This window comes from Vibrio sp. D401a, from assembly GCF_030248515.1.
GTDB lineage: Bacteria > Pseudomonadota > Gammaproteobacteria > Enterobacterales > Vibrionaceae > Vibrio > Vibrio rotiferianus.
On sequence record NZ_JAHGAI010000010.1, the window covers coordinates 122,721 to 144,941 of the forward strand.

A 22,221-nucleotide genomic window follows, 5' to 3' on the forward strand; every position below is an offset into this window, starting at 1 on the left:
GCAAATTTCATAAATAAATACTGTTACACAGCGGGTATCACAAAAACTGTTACCTCGACTCAAAAGAAAACGGGGGATACTCCCCCGCTCTCATTTATTGCTATTGCTCTGCTGTTGCTTGCTCTAACGTCGGTGAAGATTGCTGCTTAGAGAGCACCAAGTAAATGGCAAACTGCGCGACGATTACCACCAGCACAATTACAGGAGAAGCCATTACTCCGGCGACGAGAAAGCTTGTCAAGGCAATAGCGCCGTTGAGTACCGCATAAGGCAACTGGGTTCTAAAGTGCTCATACTGCTCACACCCCGCTCCTGTAGAGGACAAGATGGTGGTTTCCGAGATTGGCGAACAATGATCACCAAATAAGCCACCAGATAACACCGCACCGATACACACCAGCAATGGCGCATCAATCGCGACTGCGGTGGGAATGACCAATGGCATCATGATGGCAAAAGTGCCCCATGACGACCCTGTGGCAAAAGAGATAATACCTGCCAATAGAAAAGCTACGGCAGGCAATAACCAATATGGGAAGCCAGCTTGTGCTTGCTCTGCAATGTAGGCCGCTGCGCCAAGCTCTTTACCGACAGAACTCAGTGACCAAGCCAGCACCAAGATCACCGCAACGGACATCATGTTCGACATCCCTTTTAGGTAAACCTGAATGCCATCAGAGAGCTTTCTCACGCCATAAAACGCCATCAAACTAATTAGGGTAATTGCAGCAAAGAAATACGCCGACGACAGTGCAGCACGGAATGTTGAGCCTGCTACTTTCTGAAATGGAAAACCATGAGGAACCAATATTGAACAAAGCACCACAAGCATGACGAGAAGCGGTGCCCAAACAAAACTTGTTTTTGCATTTTTATGCTCAAACACATTCAGTGAATCTTGCACTTTTCCAAAATCAGAACCCTGCTCTGCAAACTGCTCAGCTTTCGCCATTGGTCCAAAATCCAGTTTGAAGAAAGAAACAATCGGCACAATCGCGATCGCTAAAAAGGCATAAAACTGGTAAGGAATAGCGCCAATAAAGGCATCCCAATCACTGATACCCACATCCAGTGCAGCAAACTCTTTTTGAATCAGGCTCATGATGTAAACGCCCCAACCGATGAAAGGGATGAGGATCGCCACTGGGGATGAAGTTGAATCGATGATAAAGGCTAGTTTCTGGCGAGAGACTTTCAGTTTATCAAAAAGAGGACGAAAGACAGGGCCAACAATTAACGGTGTACCAAGGTCCGAAAAGAAAATAACAACGCCGCCGAACCAAGCAGAAAGCTGCGCTTGGCATTTACTAGCAACCCATTGAGTGACCTTTTTAGCGAACGCTACGCCACCGCCAGATTTCTCCATTAAGGCTACAAAGCCACCAATGAAAACCAATAGAAGAATGACGCCCGCATTGTAACTGTCAGTCAGTTGCGGCAACAGATAACTTTTCATCAGTGCGCTAAACGAATCGAGCGGACCTTTGTCAACGAATGTGCCTTCTAACATAGCCACACCGCTAACAACGCCGGCAAAAAGACCGACAACAACGTTTCTTGTAGTTAACGCGAGGACTAACGTAATGATGATGGGGATGAGGGAGGTAACTTCTGCCTGTTCCATAGCAATACCAACTTTAATATTTAAACACCAAAAATGAATGTACATTCAATAATATCGCATGTATATACTTTCTAATAAAAAAGTTGAGACCTGCGTTCACACTTTTCAGGCATAAAAAAACCAGCCCGAAGGCTGGTTTTCAATTTGGTATATCTAACGGGAAATTATTCCCATTCGATTGTCGCTGGTGGCTTACCAGAAATGTCGTAAACCACGCGAGAGATACCGTCAACTTCGTTGATGATACGGTTAGAAACCTTACCTAGGAAGTCGTATGGTAGGTGTGCCCAATGCGCAGTCATAAAGTCGATAGTTTCTACCGCTCGTAGAGAGACAACCCAATCGTACTTACGACCATCGCCCATTACACCTACAGAACGAACTGGTAGGAATACCGTGAACGCTTGAGATACTTTGTTGTATAGGTCTGCAGCGTGTAGTTCTTCAATGAAGATAGCGTCTGCACGACGTAGCAAGTCACAGTACTCTTTCTTGATTTCACCAAGAACACGAACACCTAGACCAGGACCCGGGAATGGGTGGCGGTAAAGCATGTTGTACGGAAGACCAAGCTCTAGACCGATCTTACGAACTTCATCTTTGAACAGCTCACGTAGTGGCTCAACAAGACCCATTTCCATGTCATCTGGAAGACCGCCCACATTGTGGTGTGATTTGATCACGTGCGCTTTACCAGTCTTAGATGCAGCAGACTCGATAACGTCTGGGTAAATCGTACCTTGAGCTAGCCATTTCGCGTTTTTCAGCTTCTTAGACTCTTCATCAAATACGTCTACGAATACGTGACCGATTGTCTTACGCTTCTCTTCTGGATCCGACTTGCCTTCAAGTGCTTTTAGGAAGCGATCTTCAGCGTCAACTTTGATGATGTTCAAACCAAATTGGTCGCCGAACATATCCATTACTTGTTGACCTTCGTTTAGACGAAGAAGACCGTTATCTACGAATACACACGTTAGCTTGTCGCCGATTGCACGGTGAACTAGCATAGCAACTACCGATGAATCAACACCACCAGATAGACCTAGGATAACTTCGTCGTCACCCACTTGCTCTTTAATACGAGCAACCGCGTCTTCGATGATAGATTCAGAAGTCCATAGACGCTCACAGCCACATACGCCAAGAACGAAGTTCTCTAGCATTTGTAGGCCGCCTTTCGTGTGCGTTACTTCTGGGTGGAACTGAACGCCGTAGTATTTCTTCTCTTCGTTCGCCATCGCAGCGTACGGACATGTGTCTGTCTCGCCAACTTTCACGAAGTCAGCAGGAATTTCTACTACTTTGTCACCGTGGCTCATCCACACGTCTTGAGTTAGCTCAAGATCTTTAAATAGTGCAGATTCACCAGACACTTTAACTTGTGCGTAACCGAATTCACGTTCTGTAGAACCCGCTACTTTACCACCTAGCTGCTCAGCCATAGTTTGCATGCCGTAACATACACCTAGTACTGGCACACCAGAGTCAAATACGTATTGAGGAGCGCGTGGAGAGTTATCTTCCGTTACGCTTTCTGGACCACCAGATAGGATGATACCGTCTGGATTGAATTCACGAATATCCGCTTCTTCAACGTCCCAGCTCCACAGTTCACAGTAAACACCGATTTCACGTACACGGCGCGCTACTAGCTGAGTGTACTGAGAACCGAAGTCCAAGATCAGAATACGTTGGTCATGAATATTTTTAGTCATTTTGAGCAGTCTTATAAGCTAGGTTATTAAAACGGAGGCGAGTGTACTCGCCTCTTATTAATGCTTCAAGGAAAAAAGCAAACGTTTACGTCGAGTGTATAGGTTTTATTTTTACAACAGTAAAAATTAACCGCGACGGTAGTTTGGAGCTTCCTTAGTGATTTGAACGTCGTGTACGTGTGATTCAGCCATGCCCGCACCTGAGATACGAACAAATTCAGCTTTAGTACGCATATCTTCAATCGTTGCAGAGCCAGTAAGACCCATGCTTGAACGTAGACCACCCATTTGTTGGTGTACGATTTCTTTTAGACGACCTTTGTATGCGATACGACCTTCGATACCTTCTGGTACTAGCTTGTCTGCTGCATTGTCAGACTGGAAGTAACGGTCAGATGAACCTTGAGACATTGCACCAAGAGAGCCCATGCCACGGTAAGACTTGTAAGAACGACCGTTGTAAAGAATCACTTCACCCGGTGCTTCTTCTGTACCTGCGAACATTGAACCAACCATCACACAAGATGCGCCTGCTACGATTGCTTTACAGATGTCACCAGAGAAACGGATACCGCCGTCAGCGATAACTGGAATGCCGAATGAGTTCGCCACTTCTGCCGCGTCTGCAATTGCTGTTACTTGAGGAACACCAACACCTGTTACGATACGAGTTGTACAGATTGAACCAGGGCCGATACCCACTTTCACTGCGCTAACACCCGCTTCGATAAGTGCTTTAGCACCAGCACCTGTCGCAACGTTACCGCCGATGATGTCTAGATCTGGGTAAGCAGCGCGAGTTTCGCGGATGCGGTTTAGTACACCTTCAGAGTGACCGTGTGAAGAGTCGATAAGTAGAACGTCAACGCCCGCTTCAACTAGAGCAGCAACACGCTCTTCGTTGCCAGCACCAGCACCAACGGCTGCGCCAACACGAAGACGACCGCGCTCATCTTTACATGCGTTTGGTTTACGTTCTGCTTTGTGGAAGTCTTTCGCAGTGATCATACCGGTTAGTTGGAACTCATCGTTCACAACCAATACTTTCTCAACGCGTGCTTCGTGCATCTTCTCTTGCACTTCTTCACGTGTTGCACCTTCTTTTACTGCTGCAAGGTTTTCTTTTGCTGTCATTACTGAAGACACTTTCTTAGAAAGGTCAGTAACAAAGCGCACATCACGACCGGTGATAATGCCTACAAGCTCGTTGTTCTCTGTGATTACAGGGAAACCAGCGAAGCCGTGTTTTTCAGTCAGTGCAACCACGTCAGCGATTGTCGCTTCAGGGTTAACCGTTACTGGATCAGAAACGACGCCAGCTTCAAACTTCTTAACTTTACGAACTTCAGCAGCTTGCTGCTCAATAGACATGTTTTTGTGGATAAAGCCAATGCCACCCTCTTGCGCTAGCGCGATAGCTAGACGAGCTTCAGTAACAGTGTCCATAGACGCTGAAATCATTGGGATGTTTAGGGTGATGTTCTTGGTAAGCTGAGTGCGAAGATCAGCTGTGTTTGGGAGAACAGTGGAGTGAGCTGGCACGAGTAGTACGTCATCGAATGTCAGCGCTTCTTTGGCAATTCTTAGCATTTGCAATATCTCACAATAATAGGAGTAAAAAGAACAATCCAATCTCATCGTTTCGCATAATGAGGGTAACCAATTTTAGGTTGTTGGCTACATTTGGATTAGATATTGCGGAGGGATTATACGGTTAACGCAATCGCTTGACCACAAATTTTTTAATTTTTTTCTTGCAATTACCCCCTTGCTATGTATTATATTGCCGCTAATTTCCATACTCACGTCTACGAAATTAGCTGTGCTCTCCCAGACCAATCAAAACATCTTCACTGTTTCTCGTCTCAATGCCGAAGTGCGTCTGCTGCTCGAAAACGAAATGGGGATAGTCTGGCTTGTGGGAGAGATATCCAACTTCTCAGCTCCCGTCTCTGGTCACTGGTACCTCACTCTTAAAGATTCTCGCGCTCAAGTTAAATGTGCCATGTTCCGTGGTAACAATCGTCGCGTCACTTTCAAACCTGCTAACGGCAATCAAGTTCTAGTTAAAGCACGCCTGTCTCTGTACGAGCCGCGTGGTGACTATCAATTGATCATCGAAAGTATGCAGCCAGAAGGCGATGGTCGTCTGCAACAAGAGTTCGAAGCACTTAAGATGAAACTGGCAGCAGAAGGTTTGTTTGCTCAAACCAATAAGCAGCCTTTACCTGAGCACCCAAAACGCGTTGGTGTGATCACCTCTAAAACCGGTGCCGCACTGTACGATATCCTAGATGTATTGAAACGCCGAGATCCTTCCTTACCCGTGGTGGTTTACCCAACTATGGTGCAAGGTGAAGAGGCTGCTATTCAAATTGCGCAGGCAATCGGCCGTGCAAACAGTCGTGATGAATGTGATGTATTGATTGTTGGTCGTGGTGGCGGCTCGTTAGAAGACCTTTGGTGCTTTAACAACGAAATCCTTGCTCGCACTATTGCTGCAAGCCAAATTCCGATCATCAGTGCCGTTGGTCATGAGGTTGATGTGACAATTGCCGACTTTGTTGCGGACATGCGAGCGCCGACGCCATCAGCGGCGGCTGAATTGGTAAGCCGCGATAACAGCCACAAAGATCAAGCTTTGGTGACTCGCCAACATAAGCTAGCCAGTGCAATGCGTTACTACCTAACGCAACAAAAACAGCAATCGGCTCAACTGATGCACCGCTTAGAGCGCCAGCATCCAAGCTATCAATTGCAGCGCCAGACGCAACAACTTGATGAGTTGGACATGCGCCTACAACGCGCAATGCAACGATTCATCACAACGCGCCAACAAGCTGTTGAGCGTAAGCATCATCGCCTACAACTGAACTCACCAGTAAAGCGCTTGGCTGAGCAGAAGTCGAAGCTTGATAGAGTTGAGCAAAAATTGTTGGATGCGATGGACCGTAAGCTACTGACCATGCGCCATCAACTTGCAATCGCGGCTGAGAAGCTAGATACGGTAAGCCCACTGGCAACACTAAAACGTGGCTACTCGATCACTCAAACTGAGCAAGGTCAGGTTGTTACCCAGGCGAAAGATGTAAAAACGGGCGACGTATTGGTCACCCGCTTATCTGATGGCGAGCTTCGCTCAACCGTTAATTAACTGATTTTTTGAAACTCAAATCGAACACGTGATTTCGATTTGAGTTCATTACAACTGTTGCAAAAGTAGTTTGCCGCGCCGCAAGCCTGTACTTTCTCCAACTCAGCATCGCAATCTGGGCAAAACCCTACCTTCTTATAATCCGACTCACATTGATTGCAATGGTATTGTCCCGTCCACTCCAATTCTACATCGCAAGTTGGACAAATATTCGGTTGCATGACTACCCCTAAAAACTTCAATTTACTGACTTACAGTCTAATCATAAGCCAAATTGGTGCTTTGATCTTAATCACGCTCGTTTGGCGCGTTTGTTCTGGTACATTGCCACATCAGCTTGCTGAATAAGCTCTTGTAACACCGAGCGCTCACTAGCAGTACTACAAGAAGCGCCAATGCTGGCTTTGACTTGATATTCTTCTAGATGATAAATCTGATTAAGTTCATCCGCTAAACGAGAAACAAAGTGAAGGTAGGTCTGCTCATCTGGAAAACAACAGAAACCAACAAACTCATCACCACCATACCGCCCTATCACTGAACAAGAACGAAACGCCTGTTTCAGGTGCTCAGCTACCAGCACCAAGACTTGGTCACCAGTCTCATGACCAAAGCGATCATTGATGTACTTAAACTCATCGATATCAACAAAGAAACATCCGACTAATGCATTACGATCACATTTGTGATTAATTTTTCGGTCGACTTCTGTCAACAGAGCACGACGGTTAAAGCAGTGCGTGAGTGGATCGCGGCTAGCGTGAAAGTGAAGTTGCTCTTCTAGACGATACTTCTCTAATGCCACCGCATATAAAGCGGCCAACATTTCGAGCACTTCGAGCTCATAGGGGTGAGGTTCAGAAGGCGCATTGCTGTATACGGCAAATGTTCCCAATACATGGCCGTCCGAAGCAATGATCGGGACAGACCAACATGCACGGAGTTGAGCCTGTTGAGTCAGTTCGAGGAAAGGAGCCCAGTTAGCATGATGATCAATATCGCTAACAACCACGATTTGCTTCAAGAATGCAGCAGCACCACATGAACCAATTTCTGGTCCAATTGGAACTCCTTCGATCGCTTGATTGTAGAAATCAGGTAAGTGTGGGGCAAATTCCAAGTGCAATGTATTGGTATCGGGGTGCAATCGTAGTATGGAAGCTTGCCTCTTCCCAAATAGGTGTTCACTTAACTCAATAACCTCGTGGTTGAGGCTGTCTCGTTCCATTCCGAGTGCAAGCTTACCCAAAAGACGATTGACTGCTCGGTGAGCATCTAACAGTCTATCTTTGTCCATTGTGCTGTATTCATATCGTTATTATGTTTATCAGCCCGAAATATAATAGATCTATAAATATGACGCAGGTAACTAACTCACATTATGTGAATGCGGCACTATAAAAGATCATATGCTGATCATCGGATATTTCCCTTTTGATCAGCGATCACCCCTTAAAAGAATATTTATATAACCACACACCGAAAGCATAAGTTACATATTCTGCATCTCAATTTTAAATAAAATAAACAACCAGAATGCAGATTAAAAAAGCACATAAACAGAATTTAATAAAAAGATCGAATTTGAAGTTTAGCTTATTACATCAGTGTGCATTTCAATTGTCTGTGAGTCTATTTCCGTCAGTGTTACACGAATAGAACCAAAGTCATTCAAATGGCTCGCATGCGTTCCCCCACAAGGGATGACAGCAATTTCACCTTCGCCTAAATCACATTGCCAGTAACGTGAATCAGTAAGGCGTTCACCATGGCAATCGATGGTGATCGCAGCATCTCTTTTTAGCCAATCTCCCAACAGAACATTCACCTGTTGTTCGATGCTTTTCAAGTCAGACAACATATCTGCACTGTTTAAACCTCTTTTACGGAGTGTTTTACCTAAACGATAGGTGTCCAGACATTTATCTGGAGTAACAAAACTGGTTTCTTGTGCGTAGCTGTTGAAGTCGTAATTCCCATGAGGGTCTTTGCGGTCTGCATCTTTTCGCCAGTAGCTCTGTGCCAATATTTTATTAAGTGCAAGGTATGCGATATGCCCTGCACTATGTCCACGACTCAGCGATAGCTGGTACTCTTTGTCGACTTCTAATGACACGACATTACCTACAGTAAGGACTTCCGTTCGTGGTAATACATGGACAACCACAAATACCCACCCTTCGGTATCGCGTTTTACAGGAATTGCAGTGCCGACATGCAATTCTCCACTTGCAAGCTCTACCGCGCCAACCTGGCAATCCATCACTTCATATCCAGTGCCCATTGCTGTCAGTGTACCTTTATCTGCAGGATGATCTGGCCAAATATGACTCACAGGATGGAAAGGTGTCACTTCTGTAATCACGTAAGTGACTTCATGTGTAGACTGAACAAGTTGTATTGGCGCTTCCATTTGCCATGTCTGATGACAGAAGCGGGTCTTGGTTGCTGTGATTGTCATGTTTGGAGTTCTTCTAATAAGTTTCTTCGAGTAAAAATCTGCTTATAAAAAAATACCCAAGTCGAAACTTGGGTATTCAGAAAATCTTAGCGATTATTTGTTGCGGTTTTTCACTGCAGACATCATACGCTTGCGCTTACGCTCTTGAGATAGAGTTAGCTTGTTTGTACGGTTCTCGTACGGGTTGTCGCTGTTCTGGAAGTTAATACGGATTGGTGTACCCATGATTTCCAGCGACTTACGGAAGTAGTTCATCAAGTAGCGCTTGTACGAATCTGGTAGATCGCGAACCATGTTACCGTGAACAACCACGATAGGTGGGTTGTAACCACCCGCGTGCGCGTACTTCAGTTTGATTCGACGGCCACGAACCATTGGTGGTTGGTGATCGTCTGTTGCCATCTTCATAATACGAGTCAGTACAGAAGTACCAACACGTGTCGTTGCCGACTTGTACGCTTCTTGAATTGATTCGAACAAGTGGCCAACGCCTGTACCGTGAAGTGCTGAGATAAAGTGAATACGTGCAAAATCAACGAAGCCTAAACGACGGTCGAGTTCTTTCTTCACGTTCTCTTTCACTTCGTTATCTAGACCGTCCCACTTGTTTACCGCTAGTACAATTGAACGGCCTGCGTTCAATGCGAAGCCAAGTAGACTCAAATCTTGGTCAGAAATGTTTTCACGTGCGTCGATAACCAATAGAACCACGTTTGCGTCTTCTACGGCTTTCAGTGTTTTAACAACAGAGAATTTCTCGACGGTTTCGTTGATACGACCACGACGACGTACACCTGCAGTATCGATCAACACATACTCACGACCATCACGTTCCATTGGAATGTAGATTGAGTCACGCGTAGTGCCTGGCATGTCGTATACCACAACACGCTCTTCGCCAAGAATACGGTTTGTCAGTGTTGATTTACCAACGTTTGGACGACCAATGATTGCCAGTTTGATTGGCTGGTCTTGTAAACGTTTGAACTCTGCTTCTGCGTCTTCTTCGGTGTAATCTTCAGTCGCTAGCTCTTCATCTTCGAATTCAGTCAGATCTTCAATCTCACCTTCTTCAGATTCACTTGCCAGCAGATCATCAAAGAATGGCGCTAATGCGCGTTCTAGCAATGCTGTTACACCACGACCATGCGCCGCAGCAATTTGGTACATGTCGTCAACACCAAGCTGCCAGAAATCAGCACAAGCTGCATCTGCATCAATACCATCGATCTTGTTTACTACCAGCATTGCTGGTTTTTCGATTTTACGCAGGTGCGCGGCAATCGCTTCATCCGATGGCGTTAATCCAGCACGACCATCAACAAGGAATAGTACTACATCAGCTTCATCAATCGCAGCTAGCGATTGTTCTGCCATCTTCGTTTCTACGCCTTCTTCCGTACCATCAATACCACCGGTATCAATAACGATGAATTCATGTTCTTCACCAAGGCGAGCTTGGCCATATTTACGGTCTCGCGTTAGGCCAGGGAAGTCCGCAACCAACGCGTCACGTGTGCGTGTCAATCGGTTAAATAGTGTAGATTTACCTACGTTCGGACGCCCTACTAGAGCAACAACAGGTACCATAACAACCTCTACAATAATCTTTCTTCTGTAGTTATAGGTAACGACTTGCTCAATGCCAAATCAAACAAGCTTTTTACCTATAACCACGTCAGGAATAACGGTTAATAAATAAAAATTTCAAACAACAAAACGGCTCCTAACTGTTACCAGCCAGGAGCCGAATGTGAATTATATCACGATATTATTCGTTAATGCTCAGTTTCTTTACATCGCCATTACGAGTAGTAATGACATAACCGTCAGAAACTGCGACTGGACCAACAGCAAAGCCACTACTGTCTACTTCTTGTTGAGCAACGAACTCACCAGTAGAGCGGTCGATCCAATGTAAATAGCCAAGAGTATCACCTACGACCAAGTAGTTATCGATTACTACTGGTGCGGTAAGTTGTCGATACTCAAGTGATGCATTTTCCCACAGCTCAGTACCACTGCGCGCATCAACAGCAACCACATGATCTTTCTCAGTGATAACGAAGATACGACTACCATCCGTCGCTAAATCATTTGCAGACGAGTAATTACGCTTCCACAAAGGTTTAGCTGAACGTAGATCAATGGCAATTAACTGTCCATTGTAACCAACAGTGAAAAGAGTGCCGCCCAGTACAATCGGTGAAGAGTCTACATCGACAAGACGATCAATTTCCGTTGCCCCTTTAGGGGTTCCGATCGGCTGTTGCCAAATCAATTGGCCACGCTCAACAATCGCGGCTGCCAATCGACCATTTGCCGTGCCCCAAAATACCCCACCAGCAACCGCTGTTGGTGTGCTATCGCCACGAAGGGTTAGGTTTGGAACTTCAGTACTGATCGCCCACTTTTGCTCACCAGTTAACTGGTCAAGAGCAAACAAAGTACCACGACTGGTATTTACAATAATTAAACCAGAATCAGCAACAGGGTTAGCAAGAACTTCACCACCGACTTCAACACGCCATGTGACTTCACCAGTTTCTTGGTCTAAAGCAATGACTTCGCCGTTTTCAGAACCAATGTAAACATGGTCATAAGCGGCAGTTAGGCCACCTGATAGGCGCGCAATCACATCTTGCTCTAAGTCTGTTTGCCACAACGTTTTGCCGGTTTCAGCATCCAGAGCTTTTACCAGACCATCACGGCTTGCTACAAATAACTTGTCGTAAGCAAAAGCTGGAGATAGCTTTGAAAAGTAATGGCCTACGCCATCACCAATTGAAGTACTCCAATTCGTACTTGGCGTAAATTGATTATCAACCTTCGGTAGCGGTGCCATAACGATTGTATCTTCCTCGCCGGCACAGCCAGCAAGAATACCCACTGCCATCGCACTCAATAAGGCATGCTTTAAGACTCTTTTCATCCACTGCGGTCCTTATTTGGCTAGATCGTCCAACTTCATCTGCAAGGTTGGGCTTGCATCTGCAGCTTGTTGAGCTTCGGTATAAGCTGTGTAAGCGGCATCTTGATTTCCTTGACGAAGCGCAATATCACCACGTAACTCGGCAATACGACCAGCCCACGCTGTATCAGTCACTTTGTTCAGTTCTGCATTAGCAGCATCAAAGTTACCTTGTTCAGCTTCAATTCGAGCAATACGGTAGCTAATTAGTGAAGCTAGAGCTGCGTCTTTAGTGTTGCTTTGAGCCCATTTCAGTTGCGTTAATGCAGCTGGTAACTCTTTCGCATCAACTTGGGCTTTAGCAAGCTGCATCGCGGCCAACACTGAGTACTCTTGTACTTTGTTTGAATCAATAAACGCTTGCACGTCTGCTTGAGCATCAACACCTTTCGCTTGTAGCGCGTTCATTGTCGTTGTGTAGCTCAAAGAAGCCGCTTCACTCGCCTGAACAACAGAATCTTGATAGTAACGCCAACCAAATAGGCCACCTAAACCAACCACGGCACCGATGATTACGGCTTTGCCGTTTTCCTTCCACCAGTCTTTAATTGCTTCAACTTGTTGTTCTTCAGTATCGTAAAGTTCCACTTCCTGTCCTCTTAAAACATGTAAATGGCAGCAAGACTGCCATTGTTCCTATTTCGTCGAAAGGCTCCTATCTTGGGAGCCTTACTATTACGAATTAGGATTTAATCTTTAGCTTATTAAAAGACTTAAATCAGTGCTGCGATCTTCTCAGCAACTTCTGCTTGGTTGTAAGTCTCTTGCTCACCACCAACCAAGTCTTTTAGTACTACGGTGTTATCCGCAACTTCGTTTTCGCCCAGAACTAATGCTACTACAGCACCCACTTTATCTGCGCGCTTAAACTGTTTCTTGAAGTTACCGCCACCGAAGTGACTCATCACGCGAACGCCAGGAACAGCTTCACGAAGCTGTTCTGCTAGCTTCATACCCGCCATCATGGTGCCTTCGCCTGCTGTTACTACGTAAACATCTACACTGCGACGAACGTCTGTTAGCTCTAGTGTTTCTAGCATCAGAACAAGACGTTCTAGGCCCATTGCAAAACCAACTGCTGGTGTTTCTTTACCACCTAATTGCTCTACAAGACCATCGTAACGACCACCGCCACATACTGTGCCTTGAGCACCTAGGCTCTCAGTGATCCACTCAAATACCGTGCGGTTGTAGTAATCCAGACCACGAACTAGACGTTCGTTAACTGTGTATTCGATACCTGCAGCGTCTAAAAGTTCACATAGACCTGCGAAGTGAGCTTTAGATTCCTCGCCTAAGTACTCAGAAAGACGAGGTGCATCACCTAAAATAGCCTGAACGTCAGGGTTCTTTGTATCCAGAACACGCAGTGGGTTAGTGTGCATGCGACGCTTACAATCTTCGTCTAGCACATCAATATGTTGCTCAAGGAATGCAACCAGTGCCGTACGGTAGTCTGCGCGATCTTCTTGAGAACCGATAGAGTTAAGCTCAAGACGAACATGTTCATTGATACCCAGTTCACGCCATAGACGTGCTGTCATCATGATAAGCTCAGCATCAACATCTGGACCATTAAGACCAAACACCTCAACACCACACTGGTGGAATTGACGGTAACGACCTTTCTGCGGACGCTCATGGCGGAACATTGGCCCCATGTACCACAGACGCTGTTCGTCACGGTTGATCAAGCTGTTTTGAATACATGAACGTACACAACCCGCAGTACCTTCAGGGCGAAGTGTTAGGCTGTCTCCGTTACGATCATCAAAGGTGTACATTTCTTTTGAAACGACGTCTGTCTCTTCACCAACAGCGCGGCTGAATAGGTTTGTTTCTTCAACGATAGGCATGCGCACTTCGTTGTAGCCGTATGCGCTCACGGTACTTTTCACTGCGTTTTCAAGTTTCTGCCACAGTGGAGATTGAGTTGGAAGGCAGTCGTTCATGCCTCGGATTGCTTGGATTTTCTTTGCCACAATAATTACCGTCGCTTAGTAACCCGAGCACGCTTACATGCTCGAGCTATGAGATTAATCTTCTTGTTTGATATCGATGCGGTTAGCTTGATCTAACACAGACGCTTTCGCACGGATTTTCGCTTCTAGTTGGTTCACTAGATCATCATTGTCGAAACGCTCTTTCTGACGTTTACCGTCTTCGTAGAATGCGCTCTTCTTGTTGCTGCCTGCTAGACCTAAATGTGAAACCTCGGCTTCACCTGGGCCATTTACTACACAGCCGATGATCGACACATCCATAGGTGTGATGATGTCTTCTAAGCGCTCTTCCAATGCATTTACTGTGTTAATCACGTCGAATTCCTGACGTGAACAGCTTGGGCAAGCAATAAAGTTGATGCCGCGAGAGCGAATACGTAGAGATTTAAGAATATCAAAGCCAACTTTGATTTCTTCTACTGGATCTGCAGCCAATGAAATACGCAACGTATCACCGATCCCTTCCGCTAGAAGCATACCTAAGCCAACAGAGGACTTCACAGCACCCGCTCTTGCACCACCTGCTTCGGTGATACCAAGGTGTAGTGGCTGGTCGATCTGTTTTGCCAATAGGCGGTATGAATCCACCGCAAGGAAAACATCAGACGCTTTCACACTCACTTTGAACTGGTCAAAGTTAAGGCGATCAAGGTGGTCCACGTGACGCATCGCCGATTCCACCAATGCTTCTGGCGTCGGCTCACCGTACTTCATCTGCAGATCTTTTTCCAAAGAGCCACCATTGACGCCAATACGGATTGGGATGTTTTTGTCACGGGCACAATCAACAACCGAACGAATACGCTCTTCGTTGCCGATGTTACCTGGGTTAATACGCAAACAGTCGACACCATACTCTGCCACTTTCAGTGCAATACGGTAGTCGAAGTGAATGTCTGCAACGAGCGGCACAGACACTTGCTGTTTGATGAGCTTAAAGGCTTCCGCCGCATCCATGGTAGGAACAGAAACACGTACAATGTCTGCACCCACTTTTTCTAATGCTCGGATTTGTGCGACTGTGGCTTCCACATCAGTCGTGCGAGTGTTTGTCATTGACTGTACAGCAATTGGTGCACCATCACCAATTGGTACATCACCCACATAAATACGCGTCGATTTACGACGAATAATTGGAGATTCGTGTTGCATAATATTTATAACGGTAGAGTGAATCTAGCTACTTTGCCTGAAGTATACCCAGAAAGGTCGACAGGTTCACTTGCAAATGTCATTGTCACGGCTTCTGGCGCACCTAAAATCACTTTAAATGGTGCTTTTCCGGCAAGCTCGACATTTTGACCGGGCTTGTGAGTACCTGAAACTAACGTTTTGCCATTAGCATCTTTAACTTGGATCCAGCAATCAGAGGTAAACGTCATTGTCACTGGTGTCATACCTGCTGGAATTACTGCTGGCTTTTCTTCAACTTCAACAACAGTAGGCTTTGTTACTGGTTGAGCTAACTCTTCAGTAGAACTGGTCTCTTCTTCATTCACAGCATCAACAGGTGATGTATCAGTTGAAACCTCCGAAACCATAACTGGCGCATCATCAACGATTGGAGCTTCATCTGCAGTAGCTTCAACAGCAATAGTTTCCGTTGACACAGTAGGCTCTGTATCGAATGCAGAATCATCAACGATTTCAGTCTCAACCGCAGCTTCATTAACCACTTGAGCTAAACTGTTCTCTTGTTGGTTTTGCCACCACCACACCGCGGAAATGCCTGTAATCACAATAGCAATAGCCCATGTTAGCAACATAATTCGGCTATTGTGTTTCTCTGTTTTGGTTTTTCGAGAGAAGCTCTGCATCTCCTGCTCTTGGTGCTGCGCTTCACCTGTCGTATCTAAAGCAGAAAGCACTAAGTGCTCATCAACAGAAACCAGTTTTGCATAAGAACGTAAGTAGCCACGGATGAATGTCGCGACTTGATGAGAATCAAATTGGTTGTTTTCGATATCTTCGATGACAGATACACGCAATCTTAGGCGATCAGCAATTTGCTTTTGAGTCATGCCTAAAGACTCGCGCTTATTCTTCAGTAAAGTGCCCGCTTCAATAGACAGCGGAGTTTCATTGTTTTTTTCGTGTTCAGTCATAATGGCGGTAATAAATCTGTTAGGTGGCTAACGCAGTATATTTTTCGTTCTTATTCTTAAGCCTTACTTAAAGATAGCTAGCTTGAACGCGTTAACCAAAATTCTTTTTTGAAACGCTCTGAGGCTGGAATCTGAATGTATTAGAAGACGCAGATTTCAAACAACGTTATGAGACAAACTTAGCGTGCTGTCAGAGCGATAGTAATAAAACAACTTCCATGATAAGCGAATGTTCTAGGAAGACAAAAACTCTTTACTATCAAATTAACAGATAGCTCAAGCTTTTGTCCAAAAAATGACACAAGTTCTCTTTTTTGCTTACCTAATTGATCTCTGATAGAAAAAAATAGCCAGAGCATAAGGCTCTGGCTATTTATCAGTTCGTTGCGAGTTAAACCGCTTTCACTTCAATGGTGTCTGCACCACGCGCAGCTTTTAAAGCCGCTGTACGTTTCGTGCGGTCAATAACATCACCGACCAACTGACCACATGCCGCATCGATATCATCACCACGTGTCTTACGTACCGTTACTGTGTGCTCGTATTGCATCAGTGTTTTCTGGAAACGGTCGATGCGCGAGTTGCTTGGTTTCTTGTAAGGAGAACCTGGGTACGGGTTAAACGGAATCAGGTTGATCTTACATGGCGTATCTTTCATCAGTTCCGCCAGTTCACGTGCGTGGTCCATGTCATCGTTCACATGATCAAGTAGCACGTACTCTACCGTTACTTTACCGCGGTTAGCATTTGAAGACGCGATATAACGACGAACAGACGCTAGAAAATCTTGGATATCCCAACGGTCGTTGATCGGCATGATTTCACTACGCAGCTTATCGTTTGGCGCATGAAGAGAGATAGCCAATGCTACGTCAATTTTACCTGTCATCTGATCAAGGCCAGATACCACGCCTGAAGTTGATACGGTTACGCGGCGCTTAGAAAGACCAAAACCAAGATCATCAAGCATGATTTCTAGCGCAGGGATAAGGTTCTTCATGTTAAGAAGAGGTTCGCCCATACCCATCATTACCACGTTAGTGATCGGGCGACGACCGGTTTCTTTTTGCAAACCAATTTCACGCGCGGCACGCCATACCTGACCAATGATTTCAGATACTTTTAGGTTACGGTTGAAGCCTTGTTGAGCAGTTGAGCAGAACTTACATTCCAATGCACAGCCTACCTGAGAAGATACGCACAAAGTCGCACGATCATCTTCAGGGATGTAAACCGTTTCTACGTCTTGGTCACCCACCTTCATCGCCCACTTAATCGTGCCGTCTGAAGAGTGTTGAGCTTCTGCTACTGTTGGTGCTTTGATTTCACACTTGTGTTGCAGTTTTTCACGTAGCTTCTTGTTGATATTCGTCATGTTGTCGAAGTCATCAACACCGAAATGGTAGATCCACTTCATAACTTGATCCGCACGGAACGCTTTTTCGCCTAGCTCTTCCGCGAAAAATTGACGCATGCCCTTGCGATCAAAGTCGAGTAGATTGATTTTTTCAGTGGTCATGTTGCCTCTCAATGACTGAAACAAGAATAAGGGCGCGAATTGTACAGCCTTTATGCAGCTACAACAAGGGCTGTAAGACCCTGAGTTTGCTAAGGCATTAAATTCCAACCGATTAAAATTTAGACAATGCGTGTAATCAATTCTCAATCCATTTCTGATAATAAAAAGCCCCGGAAAATTCCGAGGCTTAACATTCATATTAGAACAAGATTAACGAGGACAAATCTCTGACTCTGGGAAGAAGAATTCGATTTCACGAGCCGCAGAGATAGGACTGTCAGAACCATGCACAGAGTTGTGACGCATACTCAATGCGTAATCTGCACGGATGGTGCCGCATGCAGCTTCTTCTGGGTTTGTTTTGCCCATTAGCTCACGGTAGCGTGCGATTGCATCTTCACCTTCAAGAACCTGAACCATGATTGGGCCAGATGTCATGAATTCTTTCAGTGCAGGGAAAAAAGGCTTGCCTTCATGTTCAGCATAAAAACCGCTCGCCTGCTCTTCAGTCAGGTGAACCATTTTCGCTGCAATGATACGTAAACCCGCTTTTTCGATACGGTGGTAAATCTCACCAATCAGATTGCGTTCTACAGCGTCGGGCTTAACAATTGAAAACGTTCTTTCTAGAGCCATAAAGTTTCCTTTTTGTACTTGTAATAATAGTTTTATATGAGTGACTTACGTCTCTCTTAGTTATACCAGCACAGACACTAAGTCTGCACTGGTAAAAGTCTTATTTTGTGGCTTGTTCGTTCAGGAATCGAGCAAGAGTACGCACACCCATACCTGTTGCGCCAGCAGACCACTTATCTGAAGCTGACTTACGGTACGTACCTGCACAGTCAAAGTGCAACCAACCTTTCTTGTAATCTTCAACGAAGTAAGACAAGAATGCCGCAGCTGTACTTGCGCCTGGTGAGTAATCACCAGAACTGATGTTAGATAGATCAGCAAAGTTTGACGGCAGCATGCCACGGTGGAAATCAGCAAGAGGCAGTGGCCATAGACCTTCTTTCTCTTGGTTCGCCGCCGTTAGCGCTTGATGTGAAAGCTCATCATCAAAGCTCATCAGTGCATGGTAGTCATTACCTAGTGCATTCTTCGCTGCGCCCGTTAGGGTTGCACAGTCGATGATCAGCTCAGGGTTCTGCTCACTTGCGTAGATAAGACCATCAGCAAGCACTAAACGACCTTCTGCGTCAGTGTTCATGATTTCTACAGTCTTACCGTTTTTGTAAGTGATGATGTCGCCAAGCTTAAGTGCACGACCCGAAACCATGTTCTCTGCACAACAAAGGATCAGTTTCACGCGCTTGTTCAGACCACGCAAAATAGCAAGAGCAAGACCGCCAGTAATCGTACCTGAACCGCCCATATCCGCTTTCATTGCCGTCATGAAGTTTGATGGCTTCAAGCTGTAACCGCCTGAATCAAAGGTAATGCCTTTACCTACTAGACACGCAAAGACTGGTGCATTTTCATCGCCAGTTGGGTTGTAATCAAGTTGCAGCATTGCCGATGTGCGCTCAGAGCCGCGACCCACAGCGTAAATACCTTCCCAACCTTCTGAAAGCAGATCTTTATCTTTCACGATACGCGCTGTTACTGTGCCCTGAGGCGCCACAGACTTGATGAATTCTGCAGCCATGGTCGCCAATTGACGAGGGGCCACTTCTTCTGCTGTTTTGTTGATGATATCGCGAGTAAAGTCTGTTGAGGTGATGCGAGCATGTAGCTCAGCTTGGTCTTGCTCAGAAAGCGCAACCCACTCTAGCGTGCCGTGTTTTTTCGGGTTGCGGTAACCTTGGTGAAAAGCCCAAATGCTTTCCAAATCCCAGTTATCACCTGCAAGTAGAATTGAACGAATTCCTTGGCCATCGAGCTGACGCGCTGCACGTTGAACTGCACCAAGATCATGACCTTCACCCAGGTGAATGGTTGTGCCATTCTCAGCGAAAGAAAGCAGTGCTTTGTCGCCCCAATGTGGTGCCGCTGGTTCTTGGCTTAGAAATACAGACATCTGTGTAGACATGGTTTCTCCTTGTCTTATAACGGCGTTGCCTACGCCTCTTCTTTTTTAATAACTACCGGATGTTAGCATTATGTAGGGTAAAAATGTCAACTTGATAAAAAAACGGACCTTAAGGTCCGCTTTTTTTAGTGAGAATTGTTAAGTCTGCTGCGTTTTACCGCCGAATCGAGCATTAATCCGCTTCGTCCATCCAGCATAAGATAACCGCTTCTAGAATCTTTTCGTTACAATGGTTTGGCTCATCGTCAAACTCATCTAACTCCATGATCCATTGATGAAGATCGGTAAAACGTACTGTTTTAGGATCCAAGTCGGGAAACTTATCACAAAGCTCAATCGCGATATCGCGAGAATCTGTCCATTTCATTGCTCGTCTTCCTTTTGCTTCACCCCTTATATTGGGGAGATAGTATTAGTGATCTTCCGACGCGTGGTTTAGCGTGTATTTTGGAATCTCAACAACCAAATCTTCATCCGCTACTTTCGCTTGGCAACCAAGACGAGACTCAGGCTCAAGACCCCATGCTTTATCTAACATGTCATCTTCTAGCTCTTCACTCTCTTCTAGCGAATCAAAACCTTCACGAATGATCACGTGGCAGGTAGTACATGCACACGACTTCTCACATGCGTGTTCAATACCAATGCCATTTTTTAGCGCTACGTCTAGAACGGTGTCACCAGTGTTTGCTTCCAACACTGCACCCTCTGGGCACAAATCTTCGTGTGGTAATACAATAATCTTAGGCATAACTACTTATCTCTTATATATCATTAACTGACTGACCTGACAGTGCAGCTCGAATCGATTTATCCATACGGCGCGACGCAAAATCTTGGCTTGCTTTGTCGGTGTCTTTGATGCCTTGCTCGATAGCGTCAGCATCTTCGCCATTGCGCAGTTCAATCAGCGCTTCAATCACTTTTAATAGTTCTTGTTTCTCTTGGTCTGATAGTAGCTCATCACCATCAGCTTGCAGTGCTGCAATCAAACCTTCAATGACACGATCCGCTTCTACGCGCTGCTCTGCCAATGCACGAGCCTGCATGTCTTCTTTCGCGTAAGTCATCGAGTCACGTAGCATATTTGCTACTTCATCATCGCTTAGACCATAAGAAGGTTTCACTTGGATTTCAGCCTGAACACCCGTGCTCTTTTCCATCGCGGTGACAGACAACAGGCCATCAGCATCCACTTGGTAAGTCACGCGAATATGCGCAGCACCTGCTGCCATTGGTGGAATGCCTTTCAATGAGAAACGAGCCAATGAGCGACAGTCGTCCACCATTTCACGCTCACCTTGTACGGTGTGTACGCTCATGGCTGTTTGGCCATCTTTGAACGTCGTAAATTCTTGTGCGCGAGCCACTGGGATGGTGGTGTTACGTGGAATGATTTTCTCAACCAAGCCGCCCATGGTTTCGATACCAAGGGACAAAGGAATTACGTCCAGAAGCAGCATTTCAGAGTCAGGCTTATTGCCTGCCAAGATGTCTGCTTGGATACCCGCACCGATTGCAACTACTTCATCTGGGTTAATGCTTGTCAGTGGTGTACGGCCGAAGAATTCGCCAACCATTTCACGTACAAGCAATGTGCGTGTTGAACCGCCGACCATGACCGCTTCAAGTACATCTTCCGCATCCACATCCGCATCTTTCAGTGCACGACGGCAAGACATTAGGGTTTTCTTCACTAGCGGACGAATCAGATCTTCGAACTGTTCGCGAGTCACGGAGCCTTTCCAGCCAAATACATCAACATCAACGCTGTCTTGCTCAGAGAAAGCAACCTTAGTTGCTGTTGCAATGTTCAGAAGTGCACGGTTTTTCTCAGCAGAAAGCGGCGCTTCTAGGCCTGCTTGCTCCATTAGGTAATCCGCTAATAGGTGGTCAAAATCATCACCGCCTAGCGCAGAGTCACCGCCTGTTGCCAATACTTCAAAGACGCCTTTCGACAGGCGAAGGATAGAGATATCGAACGTACCGCCACCTAGATCGTAAACCGCAATCACGCCTTCTTGGCCAGAGTCTAGACCGTAAGCGATCGCTGCGGCAGTCGGCTCATTAAGCAGACGTAGCACATGAAGACCCGCCAATTTAGCCGCATCTTTTGTACCTGCACGTTGAGCGTCATCAAAGTAAGCAGGAACGGTAATAACTACGCCAGCCAACTCGCCACCTAGTGTCTCTTCAGCACGTTTGCCTAGTGCTTTAAGAATGTCGGCAGACACTTCAATCGGGTTTTTGTCACCTTGAGCGGTTTGCAGAATAGGCAGACCGTTGTCGCTTTCTTTAAATTGATAAGGCAAAGATGGGTAGCGAGCTTGAATATCTTTTAGTGAACGACCAATCAGACGTTTTACCGAAATGATGGTGTTTTCTGGTTCTTGCTCCGCTTTTGCTTTTGCGTCGTAACCAACTAACGCCGTATCTTGAGCGTAGTTCACCACAGAAGGCAAAATACTGCGGCCTTGGTCGTCTGTCAGTGTTTTTGCGTCACCGCTGCGAACAGATGCAACCAAAGAGTTGGTGGTACCTAAGTCGATACCCGCTGCTAACTTGTGCTCATGAGGTGCCGAGCTTTGTCCCGGTTCTGCGATTTGAAGTAGTGCCATGATGGGTCCTTGT

19 protein-coding genes are annotated in these 22,221 nt (G+C 45.8%); 1 reads left to right on the forward strand and 18 read right to left on the reverse strand.

Going from position 1 to position 22,221, the window contains the following annotated elements; genetic code table 11:
- Positions 1-100: 100 nt before the first annotated feature.
- From KIV41_RS06500 to guaB, 3 genes are all read right to left on the reverse strand, one after another.
- On the reverse strand, positions 101-1,624 hold the full coding sequence (locus KIV41_RS06500; RefSeq protein ID WP_285335932.1) for a Na+/H+ antiporter NhaC family protein: 1,524 nt from the start codon (positions 1,622-1,624) through the stop codon (positions 101-103).
- 164 nt (positions 1,625-1,788) lie between these two features.
- Positions 1,789-3,342 carry a glutamine-hydrolyzing GMP synthase gene (guaA, locus tag KIV41_RS06505; RefSeq protein WP_005424749.1) on the reverse strand — a complete coding sequence of 518 codons (1,554 nt, stop codon included), beginning with the start codon at positions 3,340-3,342 and terminating at the stop codon, positions 1,789-1,791.
- Between the two features lie 126 nt (positions 3,343-3,468).
- A complete protein-coding gene (gene guaB / locus KIV41_RS06510; protein ID WP_038890730.1) occupies positions 3,469-4,932 on the reverse strand; it encodes an IMP dehydrogenase in 1,464 nt (487 codons plus the stop codon).
- A gap of 232 nt (positions 4,933-5,164) precedes the next feature.
- On the opposite strand from guaB, the gene xseA reads away from it, so the two are divergent.
- Positions 5,165-6,496, forward strand: coding sequence for an exodeoxyribonuclease VII large subunit (xseA, locus tag KIV41_RS06515; protein WP_237304536.1), 1,332 nt, complete (start codon positions 5,165-5,167; stop codon positions 6,494-6,496).
- Here the strand turns inward: xseA and KIV41_RS06520 are convergent.
- From KIV41_RS06520 to hscA, 15 genes are all read right to left on the reverse strand, one after another.
- Complete coding sequence (locus tag KIV41_RS06520) at positions 6,493-6,717, reverse strand: zinc ribbon domain-containing protein (RefSeq protein ID WP_285335933.1); 225 nt, start codon at positions 6,715-6,717, stop codon at positions 6,493-6,495. The genes xseA and KIV41_RS06520 overlap by 4 nt on opposite strands.
- Before the next feature lie 71 nt (positions 6,718-6,788).
- Positions 6,789-7,793 (reverse strand): sensor domain-containing diguanylate cyclase, encoded by a 1,005-nt coding sequence (locus KIV41_RS06525; protein WP_138956051.1) that lies wholly within the window; start codon positions 7,791-7,793, stop codon positions 6,789-6,791.
- 294 nt (positions 7,794-8,087) lie between these two features.
- Positions 8,088-8,957: an alanyl-tRNA editing protein gene (locus KIV41_RS06530; RefSeq protein ID WP_285335934.1), complete on the reverse strand. Its 870-nt coding sequence runs from the start codon at positions 8,955-8,957 to the stop codon at positions 8,088-8,090.
- Positions 8,958-9,050: 93 nt separating this feature from the next.
- Complete coding sequence (gene der / locus KIV41_RS06535) at positions 9,051-10,547, reverse strand: ribosome biogenesis GTPase Der (protein WP_285335935.1); 1,497 nt, start codon at positions 10,545-10,547, stop codon at positions 9,051-9,053.
- A gap of 181 nt (positions 10,548-10,728) precedes the next feature.
- Complete coding sequence (gene bamB, locus KIV41_RS06540; protein ID WP_010446180.1) at positions 10,729-11,889, reverse strand: outer membrane protein assembly factor BamB; 1,161 nt, start codon at positions 11,887-11,889, stop codon at positions 10,729-10,731.
- Between the two features lie 12 nt (positions 11,890-11,901).
- Positions 11,902-12,516 carry a YfgM family protein gene (locus tag KIV41_RS06545; RefSeq protein ID WP_285335936.1) on the reverse strand — a complete coding sequence of 205 codons (615 nt, stop codon included), beginning with the start codon at positions 12,514-12,516 and terminating at the stop codon, positions 11,902-11,904.
- Between the two features lie 125 nt (positions 12,517-12,641).
- The gene (gene hisS, locus KIV41_RS06550; protein WP_010446176.1) at positions 12,642-13,910 is read right to left on the reverse strand and encodes a histidine--tRNA ligase; all 1,269 of its coding nucleotides are present in this window, start codon (positions 13,908-13,910) and stop codon (positions 12,642-12,644) included.
- 54 nt (positions 13,911-13,964) lie between these two features.
- On the reverse strand, positions 13,965-15,083 hold the full coding sequence (gene ispG, locus KIV41_RS06555) for a flavodoxin-dependent (E)-4-hydroxy-3-methylbut-2-enyl-diphosphate synthase (protein WP_005424674.1): 1,119 nt from the start codon (positions 15,081-15,083) through the stop codon (positions 13,965-13,967).
- Between the two features lie 5 nt (positions 15,084-15,088).
- Positions 15,089-16,036 (reverse strand): cytoskeleton protein RodZ, encoded by a 948-nt coding sequence (gene rodZ, locus KIV41_RS06560; RefSeq protein ID WP_045393164.1) that lies wholly within the window; start codon positions 16,034-16,036, stop codon positions 15,089-15,091.
- Between the two features lie 391 nt (positions 16,037-16,427).
- Positions 16,428-17,555, reverse strand: coding sequence for a bifunctional tRNA (adenosine(37)-C2)-methyltransferase TrmG/ribosomal RNA large subunit methyltransferase RlmN (locus KIV41_RS06565; protein ID WP_010446167.1), 1,128 nt, complete (start codon positions 17,553-17,555; stop codon positions 16,428-16,430).
- 210 nt (positions 17,556-17,765) lie between these two features.
- On the reverse strand, positions 17,766-18,191 hold the full coding sequence (gene ndk, locus KIV41_RS06570; RefSeq protein ID WP_010446164.1) for a nucleoside-diphosphate kinase: 426 nt from the start codon (positions 18,189-18,191) through the stop codon (positions 17,766-17,768).
- 100 nt (positions 18,192-18,291) lie between these two features.
- Positions 18,292-19,590, reverse strand: a complete 1,299-nt coding sequence (pepB, locus tag KIV41_RS06575) for an aminopeptidase PepB (RefSeq protein WP_010446162.1) — start codon at positions 19,588-19,590, stop codon at positions 18,292-18,294.
- Positions 19,591-19,762: 172 nt separating this feature from the next.
- On the reverse strand, positions 19,763-19,957 hold the full coding sequence (gene iscX / locus KIV41_RS06580; protein ID WP_005424887.1) for a Fe-S cluster assembly protein IscX: 195 nt from the start codon (positions 19,955-19,957) through the stop codon (positions 19,763-19,765).
- A gap of 45 nt (positions 19,958-20,002) precedes the next feature.
- The gene (gene fdx / locus KIV41_RS06585; protein ID WP_005424889.1) at positions 20,003-20,341 is read right to left on the reverse strand and encodes an ISC system 2Fe-2S type ferredoxin; all 339 of its coding nucleotides are present in this window, start codon (positions 20,339-20,341) and stop codon (positions 20,003-20,005) included.
- Between the two features lie 13 nt (positions 20,342-20,354).
- Complete coding sequence (hscA, locus tag KIV41_RS06590; protein WP_252041635.1) at positions 20,355-22,208, reverse strand: Fe-S protein assembly chaperone HscA; 1,854 nt, start codon at positions 22,206-22,208, stop codon at positions 20,355-20,357.
- Positions 22,209-22,221: the final 13 nt, after the last annotated feature.